Genomic DNA, 14,544 nt, shown 5'->3' on the forward strand with positions numbered 1-14,544 from the left:
TTGGGGAAGACGTTCCTCGTCGAAGCTGGAGGTATTGGTGGTGCGAGCATCGAGTCAGTTCGCGGATGCGACGGCGGGTGTGGTCTACATCCACTCGTCGCCTGCCGCGCTGTGCCCGCATGTCGAGTGGGCACTCACCTCGACCCTCGGCTCCCCGGCAAAACTGCGTTGGACCGCACAACCGGCCGACGGCCAACTGCGCGCAACCAGCGACTGGATCGGTCCCGTCGGTACCGCCTCCCGGATCGCCCAATCGTTGCGCTCGTGGCCGGTGCTGCGTTTCGAGGTGACCGAGGACCCCAGCGACGGCGTGGACGGCGAGCGCTACAGCTTCGTCCCCGGCCTAGGTCTGTGGCACGGATCCACCAGCGCCAACGGCGACGTCACGATCGGTGAGATGCGCCTGCGCGCGATGCTGCAGGCCACCAGCGAACTCGGCAGGTACTCCGGCTACGACCTGGCCGCGGAAATCGACCGCGCCCTCGGCACCGACTGGGACGAGGACCTCGAAATCTACCGTTACGGAACCGAATCCGGCGCCGAGGTCACCTGGCTGCGCCGCGACGTGGGGTAGACCTAGCCCGCGAGCCGCGAAAGTTGTGAACTAAAACGCGTTTCGTGGAAAGGCCGTTCGTTCTGAGCTGGGCGCGGGGAAGTTCAGTCGGAACGGAATTCGCACAGGTAGCGAAGGAGAATCTGATCGGTGCTCGGCACGATCATCTCGTTGTTGATGACACCGCAGGTGCCGGCCTGCACGACGAGCGAGTTGTAGGTGCGGACGGAGGTCGAGGCGGGGCCGAACATTCGGTGCAGCACGTCGCCGCGGTCGTCGCCAGCAGTCGTGCGAAGTTCCCGTCCCATGACGACGTGGGCGGCGAACATGAAACAGCGGTAGGTCCGTTCGCCTGTGCGCGACCAGGTTCCGTGGCTGTAGTTCAGCGCCTTGGTGGACTGGTCGGAAAAGTAGATACCGTCGCCGAACATGCGACCGGTGATGTTCACGGTACTGCCGCTCGTCGGCGGCACAAACAGCCCGCGGTGCAAAATGGACAGGACATTGTGGGTGAGGGTGCCGTGCCAGAGCCGCCGAGTGTGCCGCAACCGCTCGCGGACCTTGTCCCAGACTTCCTGACCGGTGGTGTCGGTCAGCCTCCACACGCGATGCAACCGCAGCCGTGCCGCGGAGTGGCGGGGGTTCTTGGTCCGCTCGAACCGGGCCCGCAGTTCAGCGACTTTGTCGCACGCGTGCGGATCACCTTGTCACGCAAGCACCTTCGCAAGCATGGAAACGGCGTAGTTGCGGTGCCGGAGCGAAAGGGCCACGACTGTTCGACTGGGCGGTGGCCTCTCAGCCGGTCTATGAGTGGACCACCGCCCCGGGCTGGAGCCGCTGGCTGCTGGCGCGGCGGGCACTGACTCCGAACGCCAAGGGCGAGCTGGAGATCGCCTACTACCTGTGTTGCGCACCCACGGGCACCACCGACGAGGAACTGATCCGCGTCGCCGGTTCCCGATGGGCCGTCGAGGACTGCTTCCAAACCGCCAAAACCGAGGTCGGGCTCGACCACTACCAGGTCCGCCACTACGACGCCTGGTACCGGCACATCACCCTGGCCATGCTCGCCCATACCTACCTCGCAGTCACCGCCGCTATCGCCCCAAAAGCGTTGGCAGCGGCCTTATCTCGCTCACCCTCGGCGAAATCCGCCGTCTTCTGGCACACGTGATCACACACTCACCCGACCGCGCAGCGATCTGGCGATGGTCGACCTGGCGCCGACGCCACCAATACAGGGCCAAGAAGGCCCACTACCAGCGCCGACACCGATTACATCACGAAGTGCAGCTGGAGTACTAAGTTGGGCCCGTGATCATCGATCTGCACAACGCCTGCTCAGAGACTGCAGGAGTTGATGGCGAAGTCCCATTTTGGTTCGGCGTACTGGTTCCGCCAGCGGATGAAGGCGCCGATGATCTCATCCTGCTCACCGTGGCTGCAGACTGCCAGCACATGAGTGGAATCGGTCCGTTCCCCGAGGACCCGACTTCAGCAACCCGGCCCGCCTTGTTGCCTCTAGTTCGGCGGCGAACACATGATGCTCTAGATAGGTCGACTGGACGTTTTCGGCGGATGAGGTCGTCGGCGAGAAGGTGAGGATGTCGGAAAACGCGCGAAAGTTGTCGGTTCCGACGCTTATTCTCCATCGCCGCTCGACGTACTGTTCTTATCAGGGCCTCAGCGGGCCACCCCAAGACGGTTCCGCGACCTTCAATTGAACAGATGAGGTAGCGAGACCGCTACACCTATGAACAGTCCCGCATCCAGCAACGGCGCTGGAAGGGCCACCAACGACGTCGGCCCGTCGGCGGGAACTGAATCGAGAGGGCTAGCGAGCCGCAAACCGGAGGGATCCGGAAGCGGCCGCGCGCCACGTTGGAAGCGTGCGGGCTATCTCGATGAAATGGCGGCTTCGCCGCGGCACCGAGGCGATGTGGTCGGCGTCGAATGCTCACGCCCCCGCAGCGCTTCACCCGCTCGGCGCAGCTCTACGCGCTGACAGCCGAAGGCAACGATACCGAGGCCATGCGGGCATTTTCGGAGGCCGAAATGGGGCACGCTACCGCCGCCCCCGCCGTCGGGTCGATGCCCGCGCCGGTCGCTGTGGCGAGCAACCCCAGCGGGGGTGTCCAAAACTGTCGGCTCCAGCAGCTGTGTAATCGAACACACGTTTCCCGGTTGTGGTCGTAGTTATGAGCTTCGATCAGGGGTTTGTGTTGGGGCCGTCTCCTGATCACGGTGATTGAGTCGGCTCGGCGTTGCCTGCGCGAATCGTACGTTTCACGGTGGCGGGCGCAAGAGGTGTTCTCCGGCAAGTTGGATGGCTTCGCGTTTCGTGTACCCAGGGTGGTCCGCGACGATGAAGTGGCGGCCGATCGCGAGCGTGAACGTCAGGATGCTGCGTGCCTCGATCTCGTCGGGGTCGGAGATGAAGGCGCCGAACATCGTGCGCAGGAACTGCATCCGCTCGTTGTCGATGCGCCGCAGGCGCGTCGCGACAGACTGGTCGTGGCGGGCCCAGGCCCGGATCGCGAGATCGATCCGGTGAAGGTCCTCTGAGAAGGTCAGTCGACCCGCGCGCCGGATTTTGTCGGTGGCGTCGCCACCTTCCGCGTCGGCCTGGGCGATGACCTCTTTGGTGCAGCGGCGTTCCCACTCGTCGAGCATCTCCATGAGGAACGCGGGACGGCCATCGAAGTGCCCATAGAACCCGCCTTTCGTCACGCCGAGTTCGGTGGCGAGCGTCTCGACGCGGACTGCGTCGGGTCCTCCTCGTGCGAGGGCTTCGAGGCCCGCTGCTATCCAGCGGGCTCGGGTTGTGCGGGGCACGGCAGGAATTCGGACACCTCCATTGAGCGCGTTGTATTTATACGTTATCGTATATATGAACTGTACGACACCGTATAGATGAGAGGTCGAACCGTGCCACGACTTGCAAAGACCACCTACCTCGAGCAGTCGTGGCGCATCCACGAACTGACGAGTGACTTCTCGGTTGAGGACGTGTGGGCGTTCCGCACTCCCGGTGCCGGGCCTGACGACTTCCCGACGATGCTCGCGGCAATGCGAGCTGCCGGTGGCCCCGTGCAGCAGACCTGGCTGGTGCGGTTCTTGTTCGATGTGCGGTGGAAGCTCGGTGCACTCCTCGGCTGGGATGAACCGTCAGCGGGCGTCGGTGAACGGGTTGCCTCGCTGCGCGACCGCCTGCCCAGCGACGTCCGAGCCGCTTCGCGCGGTCCGGACAACGAGAGCATGCCCCTCGAAGCGGTCTACGAACTCGACACGGAGTCCGCTCGCGAGCTTGCGAACAAGACCGTGCACACCGTGATGCATCTCGGCTGGGTGCAAGCAGCGAACGGCGACTATGAGTTGCGGATGGCCGTACTCGTCAAGCCCAATGGATGGTTCGGGCGCCTCTACATGGGCGCCATCGCCCCGTTCCGATACCTCATCGTGTACCCGGCCCTGACCCGGCAATGGGAACGAGCCTGGCGCGACCACGATCGTGCAGCGGCGGAGTAGGAAGAAGAGAGGTCATGATGAACTCCAGAAAGCGGTTGCTCCGCTGGGCGAGCGGAATCATGCTCGTGCTGGGAGTAGGGCACCTATCTTTGCTGGGGCTCGTCGCTTGGGCGGATATCACCGGCTGGGTGGATCGGGGGATATGGGCAGCCGTCCCGCTCGTGCTCGCGGATGGAGACGCCGTTCAGACGGTGGATTCCATGCAGAATGAAGTCACCTTCTGGGGCGGTCCGGGAAGTTTCGCCGTGCCTCTGCTTCTCTTGGGTTGCTTGACATGGCACCTCGCTGGACGCGAGGTGGCTGTGCCCGCCGGGATCGGTTGGGGCCTCGCGGCGTGGTGTGTGTTAGGCGGTGTCCTTCTCGTCCCGTCCCCGTTCTTCGCCGGGACCATCTCGGGGGCACTCATCATCCTGGCAGCGCGAAAGGAAAATCGACTGGGAGGAACAGCCCGAGACCGGGAGATGGACCTGGCGTGATGCGCGCCGCCGGGCCTTGTGCTGCCAGTGTAATCGGTTCGCTGTCGGACGGGCCTTTTATGCAAGATGCCTGGCCTCCGAGTGGTGCTGGACGACCGGCTTCACAAAGTTGGTCGTATGGCTCAGAGGTACGCTGAACTTGCGACAGGGTTTGTTGGCGGATTTCCGGGCACGATCTGCGCACTCGCACCGGCGGGGCAGTGCCCGAGCCGCGTACTTGCCGGCACGAGCATGGCTGGGAAAGTCGAGCGCCGACGATAGCGCCGAATCTCGACTGTCTGACCTGGCTATATCAACTGGTGTGGGCTACCCGCTCGGGCGGGGTGGGAATGCAACCAATTACATCGTTTTGCCAGTCAGGCGGTCACGGGACGGCACAATGGATGACACATCAATGGGTGGCGGGGACGCCACTTTGTCAGCGGAGGCGTTCGGACGCTATCGGCTTCTGTCGCTGCTGGGTCAGGGCGGTATGGGCCAGGTGTGGCGGGCGCATGATTCGCTGACCAACCGGGTGGTGGCGCTCAAGGTGTTGCCTGAGCGCTTCGCCGATGACGAGCAGTTGCGCGAGCGGTTCCGCCGGGAGTGCCGGGCGGTGGCGCAGTTGACCGAGCCGCATGTGATCCCCATCCACGACTTCGGCGACATCGACGGTCGGCTCTATCTGAATATGCGCTTGATCGAGGGCACCGACCTGCGCAAGGTGATCAGCCGAGAAGGGGCCTTGTCGCCGCGGCGGGCAGTGGCGATCATCACACAGGTGGCCGGTGCGCTGCAGGCGGCCCACGACGCCGGGCTGGTCCACCGCGATGTCAAACCCACCAACATCCTGCTAGGGGCCGATGAGTTCGCCTCCCTGATCGACTTCGGGATCGCCCACGCCGCCGACGACCGTACGCTGACCACGATCGGCGAGACCATCGGCACCATCGCCTACATGGCGCCGGAGGAGATCGGCGCGGAGGTCAAGGCCGATGCCCGAGTGGACGTGTACGCGTTGACGTGCGTGCTGTATGAGTGTCTGACCGGCCGACCGCCGTTTGCGAGCGCAGCGGGGGTGCAGGGTGTGATCGCCCATCATTTGCACACCCCGCCGCCGTGTCCCAGCACCACTACACCCGATGTACCGACTGCGTTCGATGCGGTCATTGCCAAGGGAATGGCCAAAAACCCCGACGAGCGTTACCAGACCGTGCGCGAGCTGGCCGCGGCGGCCTCTGCCGCGGTGGGCGATTCCGCGGTCAGCACCACCCGGGGCGTGGCTGCGCGCCATGGGCGGCGAATCAGATTGGCGCCCAAGACCGCCGGGCTGCTCGCCGCCGCGGTCGCGGCTACGGTGGTGGCCGCCGTAGCTGTCGTCATCGGTGTCCAACGAGAATCAGGCGGCAACTCGCCCACGCCCATCGCCCCGGCCTATCCGTCACAGACTCCGCTGTCGTTCACCGGCGTCAGCCTGCCCACCGATGTGGCGGTGGACACTGCGGGCAACGTATACGTCACCGACATGGGTAACGATCGGGTGGTGAGGTTGGCGGCGGGCGCGTCGACGTCGACCTCGCTGCCGTTCACCGGCCTGAATAATCCTCAGGGTGTGGCGGTGGACACTGCGGGCAACGTATACGTCACCGACACGAGTAACGATCGGGTGGTGAGGTTGGCGGCGGGCGCGTCGACGCCGACCCCGCTGCCGTTCACCGGCCTGAAGAATCCCCATGGTGTGGCGGTCGACACGGCGGGAGACGTGTACGTCGCCGACTGGGGTAATGATCGGGTGGTGAGGTTGGCGGCGGGCGCGTCGGCGCCGACTACGCTGCCGTTCACGGGGCTCCAAGATCCTCAGGGGCTTGCGGTGGACACGGCGGGCAACGTATACGTCACCGAATTGGGTACCGAGCGGGTGGTGAGGTTGGCGGCAGGCGCGTCCGCGCCGACCACGTTGCCGTTCGCGGGGCTCAAAGATCCCCAAGGTGTGGCGGTCGACACGGCGGGAGACGTGTACCTCGTCGACTGGGGTAACAAATGGGTGGTGAGGTTGGCGGCGGGCGCGTCGACGCCGACCCCGCTGCCGTTCACCGGCCTCAAGAATCCCCAGGGTGTGGCGGTCGACACGGCGGGCAACGTATACGTCACCGACCTGGGCCCCAATCCGGTGGTGAAACTCCAGGTCGGCTGAACCCCTGTTCCGCCTACTGCGGGGGGATGTGTGAGTGTCCGGAATCTGGCGTGGCAGCGGGCGATGGCGCGGCCCCGTGGTGGTGCAGGCGGCTTGGCTGGAATGGTCACGTGCTCCACATTTGCTCCACGGAATGCGCATGGAGCAGCAGGTCGGGCGTAGAAGACCCTTGTCTAGCCGGTACTTGTTCTGTGGGCGCAGAGGCGATCGAACCCCCGACCGCTGGTGTGTAAAACCAGTACAGGGTTTCTGATACTGCGGAGAGCTCTGCCAGTGCCGATGCCCGAAAATATCGGTGCAGAACAGGAAGTTTCAGGCTCACGATGATGCGACTTGAGCGACAGAAAATGTCAGGTCGAAACACGTGTCTGCCCCACAATCTGCCCCATGTACGCTGCCGTGCTGCCCCACGTACAGTCACTTGTGTCAGAGCCTGGTGGACCTTCCCGGTAGGCTGATCATCGACGTATTGATCGGTACCGGAATGAGGATGGGCGAGGCCCAAGGCTTACACAAGGAGCACATCGACCTCAAGCGGAAGACGATCTCGATCGAATGGGCATGGGACAAGGCCGCGCGCCGCATGAAGCCTCCGAAAGACCACGAGAAGCGAGTGATTCCGATTGGTGACACGCTGACGAAGCTCCTCGCCGCCGTGATCAAGCGGGACGGGCTCGGCGAAACGGCGCCAGTTCCGTACGTGGCCGGCCGATCGGTCCGAAGCGGACTGCTCCTCGCGCACGTCGATGGCCGACCATTCGATGCCGACAACTTCGGCAAGCGCTTCCAGGCTGCGTCACGTGTGACATGGGTCGGTGAGGGCGACGACAAGTGTCGACTGGGGAAGGTCCGGCCCCACGATCTGCGGCACACCTACGCGGGCCGCCTGGTGCGAGCAGGAGTGCCGATCCAGCAGGTCCAGAAGCTGCTCGGGCATGCGTCGCTTCGAACGACCCAGCGCTACGCCAGCTTGGCGGACAGCCAGTGGGAGAGCGTCCGCGGTGTGCTGGGCTAGCTCGCCACCAGGCCTAATAGGCCCGGCTCGGTAGCATGCAACGCATGGCCATCAAACTCGAGAACGTCGGCATCGCCGTTCGCGACCTCGAAGCAACGATCGCGTTTTTCACCGACCTTGGTCTCACGGTCGTCGGCCGTGACACAGTCAGCGGCGAGTGGACCGACACTGCCGTCGGCATTGATGGCAACCACGCAAACATTGCGATGCTCCAGACGCCGGACGGTCATGGTCGCCTCGAGCTCTTCGAGTACATCCATCCCAAAGCGATAGAGTCGGAGCCCACTCGTCCCAACGAGATTGGCATGCACCGCGTCGCGTTCTCAGTCGATGACATCGACAAAGCCCTCGAGATAGCCGCGAGGCACGGTTGCCATCCGCTTCGTGGTGTGGCGACCTATGAGGACGTCTACAAGCTCACGTACGTTCGCGGTCCCAGCGACATCATCGTTATGCTCGCCCAGGAGCTGAAGAAGAGCTGACGGCCGATCGACCCATTCAGGGGTCTGTTGCTAGACCTCGTCGAGGTCGCAGGTCTGCCCACTAGACCATCACCCACCGCGCAGCCGTCGCCCTCAAACGCCGTGATCGCCTGAACCCGAGCATTGTCAGACACGCTCTAGTTGTGCCGTCTCATGAGGTTGGTGCCACCGGCAGGCCGTTGAGGCAGCTCGTCGGTACACGGCCGAGTGAGGCGCAGCTTCAGTCAGATATCGCTTTTGGTGGCCACACCCGTGATCAGCGGTCGAACAATCGGGGGCATTCCCCGCCACGACGTTTCCTGTACGTCTTCGAGTTCCAGCCCGCACGCCCGGATCAGCTCGAGGGTGGCACGGTTGCAGTGGCAGCCCTCCGCGAACCGGCGCCAAGGGCCGGCGAGGCGGTCTTGCCAATAGGCAAGTCGCGGCGACTTGGAACGTACGTGCTCGAGGAACAGCAGCTGGCCGCGGGGACGCAACACGCGCGCGATCTCCCGCAACACCGGATCGGGGTCGTCGACAGTGCACAACACGAGCGTTGAGACGACCGTATCCACGGTTTCATCCTCGAACGGCAGCTGTTCCGCCGACGCGTCGAGCACACGCGCCCGACGTCGATTGCGACGCAGCCTCCGCGCCAACCGCGCACGCATCGCGGCCTCCGGTTCGGTCAAGATCAGCTCGTCAAGGCCGTCAGGGTAGTACCCCAAGTTCAGACCAGTACCACTGCCGAGCTCGACAGTCCGCCCCCTCACACGACCGAGCAAATCGCGTCGGCGAGCGCCCATACCCGCCCTCTCGCCCACCCACAGCAGCGGGTCATACAGCACCGCGAACACCCGCGCCCACAGGTCCGAGCGCTCCACCGCTGCCGCTGGCATGCCGCCACTGCTCACAGACTCGACCGTACGCCGACGGGCGTCATCGCGTACGCGTCCGCCGCGGCGGACGAAGCAGTGGTTCGCGCGGGATACAGGTAGTTGATGTTGCGTTTGACCCCTGTGGTCGCCTCCTTCGGCACGATCGCCTCCTGGGGCAGGCTCAGGTGCGCAGTGACGGCGTCGCGTAGATGCTCGAGCACCTTGTCCTTCGTACCGGTGCTGAGCTCTGTTCGTGTGTAGGCGTCAGTTTCGATACGCGTCAGCCCACTGCGTGATGGTCTGCGCCAGGTGATTGACGACCGGACGTATGGTCGCCTGTCCGCCGGGTGCGCAGGCCTGCGCCTCACACAGCGCGACAGCGCATTCGGTGGTGATTAGTGCGGCGGCCAGCGCGGCGGCGGTACTGATCCCGGTCGGACACTTCGCGAAAGCGTGAGTCCTGATGCCGTTGTGGTCGCGTATTTCGCGGTAGTCGTGACTACCACTCGGGTTGGACTGCCCCACGTTGCCCCACGGCGACTCCGTGGGGCAAACATTCGATGCTGGACAACGGCTCTCTACCTGCATATTCATCTGTGGGCGCAGAGGGGATCGAACCCCCGACCGCTGGTGTGTAAAACCAGTGCTCTACCGCTGAGCTATACGCCCGGATCGTTGCCGACGGTCTATGAATCTAGTGCGGCGAGCGCTTTCTCCCAAGCCGCCTGGTCACGGGGCTCGCCGGGGCCGTTCATTTCGGCGAAACGGATGCGTCCCTCGCGGTCGACGACGAAGGTGCCGCGGTTGGGATAGCCGGATTTCTCGTTGAAGACGCCGTAGGCATGAGCCACCGCGCCGTGCGGCCAGAAGTCCGACAGCAGTGGGAAGGTGTAGCCCTGTTCGGCGGCCCAGATCTTGTGCGTGGGCGGTGGCCCGACCGAGATCGCGATGATTTCCGCGTCTTCGTTCTGGAACTTCGGCAGCTCGTCGCGCACCTTGCACAATTCACCCTGGCAGATCCCGGTGAACGCGAGCGGGTAGAACACGATGAGAACGTTCTTCTTGCCGCGGAAGTCCGACAGGGTGACGTTCTGGTTGTTCTGGTCCCGCAGCGTGAAATCCGGGGCGACAGTGCCGACCTCGAGTGGCATCGTGAGTCCTCCATCGTGTCGGGTTTTCACCGGGCGGCGTACACGGCCGCCCGGTGAAAACCATAGCGAAGTGGGTCAGCGCTGCTTCGAGGGCGCCTTGGGCTGCACCAGACGACTACCCGTCCAGGTGCCGAGGTTGATCGCCGAGGTCTGGGTAAGACCGGCGGTAGGTGCGGATTCTGCTATTTCGCTCGGCTCTACATGGCCGGGCTGCCCAGTCTTTGGTGTCAGTACCCAGACGAAACCGTCGTCGGCGAGCGGGCTGATCGCGTCCATCAACGCGTCCACCAGATCACCGTCCCCGTCGCGCCACCACAGCAGCACAACGTCGACGACCTCGTCGGAATCCTCGTCGACGATTTCGCCGCCGATCGAGTCCTCGACGTCGGCCCTCAGGTCGTCGTCGACGTCCTCGTCCCAACCCAATTCCTGGACAACCAAGCCGTGTGTGATGCCAAGCTTCTGAGCGTAGTTCTGCGCGTCCGCCGCGGCGACCACGGTGGTGTCCTCCTCAACTCCCGACAGTAGTTAGTTGCAAGCGAACATGGTTATGGGCTCCAGCGCAAGCTGATCCGACGAAATAGGCACCGAATGTCGCGCTGTACCCGATGTGTCAACGGCTGTTTCAGCGTTTGGGGCAGGAGTCGCGGACGACGTTGCGTGCGTCGTTGACCCGCCTGCTCGCGTCGTTGAGCGCGCTGACCGGGGCGGTGTAGGTCATCCTGCGCGTCTCGTCGGCCAGCGCGCGTGCCGCGTTCACATACTCGGTGAATTTGGCGGCCAGATCAGGTGGCAGCGTGTCCATGACGGCGCTCACGCCGCGCTCCACCGTGTTCGCGGCGTCCTCGAGGGTGGACGCGGCCGCATCACGCTTGGCGTCGTAGTCGGGCGCGTTCGCATCATGTGCGTCGACGAATTCGTTGTACTTCGACACGCCGGCACCGGTAGTGGTGGGGAACGGGCCGCAGTTGTCGGAGATCGCCTTGGCCTGTGCTGCCACCCGCCGCGAAGACGTCGCCGCCGCCGACGAGGACGCCGCCTCGGTTTGGTACGCTGCCAGGTCACTCGCGTTCGGACTCGGCTCACCCTCCACCCGATTCGCGCATCCCGCGACGACCAACCCGATCGCGATCGCCCCGGTCGCGCACACCATTCCGAACCCACGTGGGTCCAGCAGCTTCATCGTCCTCCCCGCTCCTCACGGCTCCCACGGCTCGACACCTTGCCTGTCGAACGGTACTGGATTTCCGGCTGACATGATGACCTGGGACGCGCCATCGGGAAGGATGGGTGGTGCGCCCGAACCTTTACGTGAACGGGCGGTCCGCCAACCACGCGTGCCCGCCCGGGGATACCGACGCCATCAGCCTGTCCACCCCTGTACGAGGAGCAGATTTGACCGACCTGATCCACTCTTCCGCTCCAGCGAAATCCGCTGGCACCAACTCCGCCACCGCCGCGAGCGGCGATCCCGACGGATCGCACCTTCCGCAGCCTGGCGGACGGGTGCGGGTGATCCGCGAAGGGGTGGCGTCCTACCTACCGGACATCGACCCGGAGGAAACCAGCGAATGGCTCGAGTCGTTCGACGAGATGCTCGATCGAGAAGGCCCTGGTCGTGCGCGTTACCTCATGCTCCGCCTGTTGGAGCGGGCCGGTGAACGTCGTGTCGCCATCCCGTCCTTGACCTCTACCGACTACGTCAACACCATCCCCACCGAGAACGAGCCGTGGTTCCCCGGCGACGAAGAGGTGGAGCGTCGCTTCCGCGCCTGGATCCGCTGGAACGCCGCGATCATGGTGCATCGCGCCCAGCGCCCCGGCATCGGTGTCGGCGGGCACATCTCGACCTACGCGTCCTCGGCGGCGCTCTACGAGGTCGGCTTCAATCACTTCTTCCGCGGCAAGGATCACGCCGGCGGCGGCGATTCGATCTTCATCCAAGGGCACGCCTCCCCGGGCATCTACGCCCGCGCGTTCCTGGAGGGCAGGCTTTCGGCGGATCAGCTCGACGGGTTCCGGCAGGAGTACAGCCACGGTGGCCCCGGCCACGGGCTCCCGTCCTACCCGCATCCGCGGCTGCTGAGCAACTTCTGGGAGTTCCCGACGGTGTCGATGGGCCTCGGCCCGATGAACGCCATCTACCAGGCGCGGTTCAACCACTACCTGCACGATCGCGGCATCAAGGACACCTCCGACCAGCACGTGTGGGCGTTCCTCGGCGACGGCGAGATGGACGAGCCGGAGTCGCGCGGTCTCGCGCACGTGGCGGCCCTGGAGGGCCTGGACAACCTCACCTTCGTGGTCAACTGCAATCTGCAGCGCCTCGACGGCCCGGTGCGCGGCAACGGCAAGATCATCCAGGAGCTGGAGTCGTTCTTCCGCGGGGCGGGCTGGAACGTCATCAAGGTGATCTGGGGTCGCGAGTGGGACGCGCTGCTCGGCGCGGACCGCGACGGCGCGCTGGTGAACCTGATGAACAGCACCCCCGACGGCGACTACCAGACCTATAAGGCCAACGACGGCGCCTATGTCCGCGACCACTTCTTCGGCCGCGACCCACGCACCAAGGCGTTGGTGCACGATCTGACGGACCAGGAGATCTGGAACCTCAAGCGCGGCGGCCACGACTACCGCAAGGTGTACGCCGCCTACGCGGCCGCCATGGCGCACAAGGGCCAGCCGACGGTGATCCTCGCCAAGACCATCAAGGGCTACACCCTCGGCAAGCACTTCGAGGGCCGCAACGCCACGCACCAGATGAAGAAGCTCACTCTGCAGGACCTCAAGGACTTCCGTGACCTGCAGCGGATTCCGATCAGCGACGCCGAACTGGAGAAAGATCCGTACCTGCCCCCGTACTACCACCCGGGCATGGCGGCGCGTGAGGTCCAGTACATGCTCGACCGGCGTACAGCGCTGGGCGGTTTCCTGCCCGAGCGGCGGACTGCGGCAAAGCCGCTGCAACTTCCCGGCGACGAAGCGTACCGCTCGGTGCGCAAGGGCTCGGGCAAGCAGAATGTGGCCACGACGATGGCGCTGGTGCGGCTGATGAAGGAACTGCTGCGGGACAAGGAGATCGGCAAGCGGATCGTCCCGATCATCCCCGACGAGGCACGAACCTTCGGTATGGACTCGTGGTTCCCTTCGTTGAAGATCTACAACCGTAACGGGCAGTTGTACACGTCCGTCGACGCGGAATTGATGCTTGCCTACAAAGAGAGCACCGTCGGTCAGATCCTGCACGAGGGCATCAACGAAGCGGGATCGACCGCGTCGTTCACCGCGGCGGGCACCTCGTATGCCACCCACGGCGAGCCGATGATTCCGCTGTACATCTTCTACTCCATGTTCGGCTTCCAGCGCACCGGCGACGGACTGTGGGCGGCCACGGACCAGCTTGCCCGTGGGTTCGTGCTCGGAGCAACCGCCGGGCGAACCACGCTGACCGGTGAGGGCCTGCAGCACAATGACGGACACTCGCTGCTGCTCGCCTCGACCAACCCGGCCGTGGTGACCTACGATCCGGCGTTCGCGTTCGAGATCGCCCACATCGTGCGTGACGGCCTACGCCGGATGTACGGCGGCGGTACGCCCCCGCAGGGTGCGGTGGCACTGCCCGGCACCCATCCGCACGGCAGCGCGGGCGAGTTCGGCGGCGAGGACATCTTCTACTACATCACCCTTTACAACGAGCCGTACCAGCAGCCCGCCGAGCCGGAAGGCCTGGACATCCCTGGTCTGCTCAAAGGCATCTACCTGTACAAGCGCGGGGGAGAGGGCGCGGTGCGCGCCCAGATCCTGGTCTCCGGCGTCACCGTGCCGGATGGTCTGCGCGCGCAGGCGCTGCTCGCCGAGGAGTGGGGTGTGCAGGCGGACGTCTGGTCGGTGACCTCGTGGGGCGAACTGCGCAAGGAGGCGCTGGACAAGGAGGTCGCCTCGTTGCGTAACCCGGGTACCGATCCGGGCGTCCCATACGTCACCGAGGCGTTGTCGCGGGTCGAGGGCCCGTACGTCGCCGCGACCGACTGGATGCGCGCGGTGCCCGATCAGGTCCGCAAGTGGGTGCCCGGCGACTTCACCACGCTCGGCACGGACGGTTTCGGTTTCTCCGACACTCGCCCTGCCGCGCGACGGGTGTTCAATGTCGACGCACAATCCATCGCGGTCGCCGCGCTGGCGGGTCTCGGCCGGACGGGCAAGATCGATCCCGCCAAGGCCGTCGAGGCCGCGGCGAAGTACCGGATCGATGATGTGGACGCCGCGCCGAAGCCCGCGGCAAGCGCCGAAGAAGAACTCGCGTAGCGGA

The 14,544-nt window shown here is 64.9% G+C and carries 15 protein-coding genes and 2 tRNA genes; 8 read left to right on the top strand and 9 right to left on the bottom strand.

What is annotated here, in order from left to right; all coding sequences use genetic code 11:
• Window positions 1-40 precede the first annotated feature (40 nt).
• Window positions 41-574: a DUF3145 domain-containing protein gene (locus tag OH799_RS33435; protein WP_406272699.1), complete on the top strand. Its 534-nt coding sequence runs from the start codon at window positions 41-43 to the stop codon at window positions 572-574.
• Between the two features lie 83 nt (window positions 575-657).
• Here OH799_RS33435 and OH799_RS33440 read toward each other — a convergent pair whose 3' ends face one another.
• The gene (locus tag OH799_RS33440) at window positions 658-1,224 is read right to left on the bottom strand and encodes a hypothetical protein (protein WP_406282817.1); all 567 of its coding nucleotides are present in this window, start codon (window positions 1,222-1,224) and stop codon (window positions 658-660) included.
• A 116-nt stretch (window positions 1,225-1,340) separates the two neighbouring features.
• Between OH799_RS33440 and OH799_RS33445 the strand changes: the two genes are divergently transcribed.
• Both OH799_RS33445 and OH799_RS33450 read left to right on the top strand, forming a co-directional pair.
• A complete protein-coding gene (locus OH799_RS33445) occupies window positions 1,341-1,727 on the top strand; it encodes a hypothetical protein (protein ID WP_406272702.1) in 387 nt (128 codons plus the stop codon).
• A gap of 779 nt (window positions 1,728-2,506) precedes the next feature.
• A complete protein-coding gene (locus OH799_RS33450) occupies window positions 2,507-2,749 on the top strand; it encodes a hypothetical protein (RefSeq protein WP_406272704.1) in 243 nt (80 codons plus the stop codon).
• A 90-nt stretch (window positions 2,750-2,839) separates the two neighbouring features.
• On the opposite strand, the gene OH799_RS33455 is transcribed toward OH799_RS33450, so the two are convergent.
• Window positions 2,840-3,397, bottom strand: coding sequence for a TetR/AcrR family transcriptional regulator (locus OH799_RS33455; RefSeq protein ID WP_406282820.1), 558 nt, complete (start codon window positions 3,395-3,397; stop codon window positions 2,840-2,842).
• A gap of 84 nt (window positions 3,398-3,481) precedes the next feature.
• Between OH799_RS33455 and OH799_RS33460 the strand changes: the two genes are divergently transcribed.
• Together OH799_RS33460 and OH799_RS33465 are read left to right on the top strand one after the other, a co-directional pair.
• The gene (locus OH799_RS33460) at window positions 3,482-4,081 is read left to right on the top strand and encodes a DUF2867 domain-containing protein (RefSeq protein WP_406272707.1); all 600 of its coding nucleotides are present in this window, start codon (window positions 3,482-3,484) and stop codon (window positions 4,079-4,081) included.
• A gap of 855 nt (window positions 4,082-4,936) precedes the next feature.
• Entirely contained in the window at window positions 4,937-6,730 is a 1,794-nt protein-coding gene (locus OH799_RS33465) for a serine/threonine-protein kinase PknD (RefSeq protein WP_406272710.1), read from the top strand.
• 192 nt (window positions 6,731-6,922) lie between these two features.
• Here the strand turns inward: OH799_RS33465 and OH799_RS33470 are convergent.
• Window positions 6,923-7,015 (bottom strand) — tRNA-Val (locus OH799_RS33470).
• Between the two features lie 151 nt (window positions 7,016-7,166).
• Between OH799_RS33470 and OH799_RS33475 the strand changes: the two genes are divergently transcribed.
• Together OH799_RS33475 and OH799_RS33480 are read left to right on the top strand one after the other, a co-directional pair.
• Complete coding sequence (locus OH799_RS33475) at window positions 7,167-7,745, top strand: tyrosine-type recombinase/integrase (RefSeq protein ID WP_406272713.1); 579 nt, start codon at window positions 7,167-7,169, stop codon at window positions 7,743-7,745.
• Between the two features lie 44 nt (window positions 7,746-7,789).
• Window positions 7,790-8,227, top strand: coding sequence for a VOC family protein (locus OH799_RS33480; RefSeq protein ID WP_406272716.1), 438 nt, complete (start codon window positions 7,790-7,792; stop codon window positions 8,225-8,227).
• Window positions 8,228-8,451: 224 nt separating this feature from the next.
• On the opposite strand, the gene OH799_RS33485 is transcribed toward OH799_RS33480, so the two are convergent.
• The 6 genes from OH799_RS33485 to OH799_RS33510 form a co-directional block, all read right to left on the bottom strand.
• Window positions 8,452-9,120, bottom strand: a complete 669-nt coding sequence (locus OH799_RS33485; RefSeq protein ID WP_406272719.1) for a class I SAM-dependent methyltransferase — start codon at window positions 9,118-9,120, stop codon at window positions 8,452-8,454.
• Complete coding sequence (locus OH799_RS33490; RefSeq protein ID WP_406272722.1) at window positions 9,117-9,305, bottom strand: hypothetical protein; 189 nt, start codon at window positions 9,303-9,305, stop codon at window positions 9,117-9,119. Before OH799_RS33490 ends, OH799_RS33485 begins: the two co-directional genes overlap by 4 nt.
• A 376-nt stretch (window positions 9,306-9,681) precedes the next feature.
• Window positions 9,682-9,753: transfer RNA gene (locus OH799_RS33495), tRNA-Val, on the bottom strand.
• Window positions 9,754-9,770: 17 nt separating this feature from the next.
• Window positions 9,771-10,235 (bottom strand): peroxiredoxin, encoded by a 465-nt coding sequence (locus OH799_RS33500; RefSeq protein WP_357267498.1) that lies wholly within the window; start codon window positions 10,233-10,235, stop codon window positions 9,771-9,773.
• A gap of 75 nt (window positions 10,236-10,310) precedes the next feature.
• Window positions 10,311-10,733, bottom strand: a complete 423-nt coding sequence (locus tag OH799_RS33505; RefSeq protein ID WP_357267501.1) for a DUF3052 domain-containing protein — start codon at window positions 10,731-10,733, stop codon at window positions 10,311-10,313.
• A gap of 127 nt (window positions 10,734-10,860) precedes the next feature.
• A complete protein-coding gene (locus OH799_RS33510; protein ID WP_406272726.1) occupies window positions 10,861-11,418 on the bottom strand; it encodes a hypothetical protein in 558 nt (185 codons plus the stop codon).
• 329 nt (window positions 11,419-11,747) lie between these two features.
• On the opposite strand from OH799_RS33510, the gene aceE reads away from it, so the two are divergent.
• Window positions 11,748-14,540, top strand: a complete 2,793-nt coding sequence (aceE, locus tag OH799_RS33515) for a pyruvate dehydrogenase (acetyl-transferring), homodimeric type (protein ID WP_406282823.1) — start codon at window positions 11,748-11,750, stop codon at window positions 14,538-14,540.
• The last annotated feature ends 4 nt before the right edge of the window (window positions 14,541-14,544 follow it).

This window comes from Nocardia sp. NBC_00881 (assembly GCF_045207455.1).
Taxonomy (GTDB): Bacteria; Actinomycetota; Actinomycetes; order Mycobacteriales; family Mycobacteriaceae; genus Nocardia.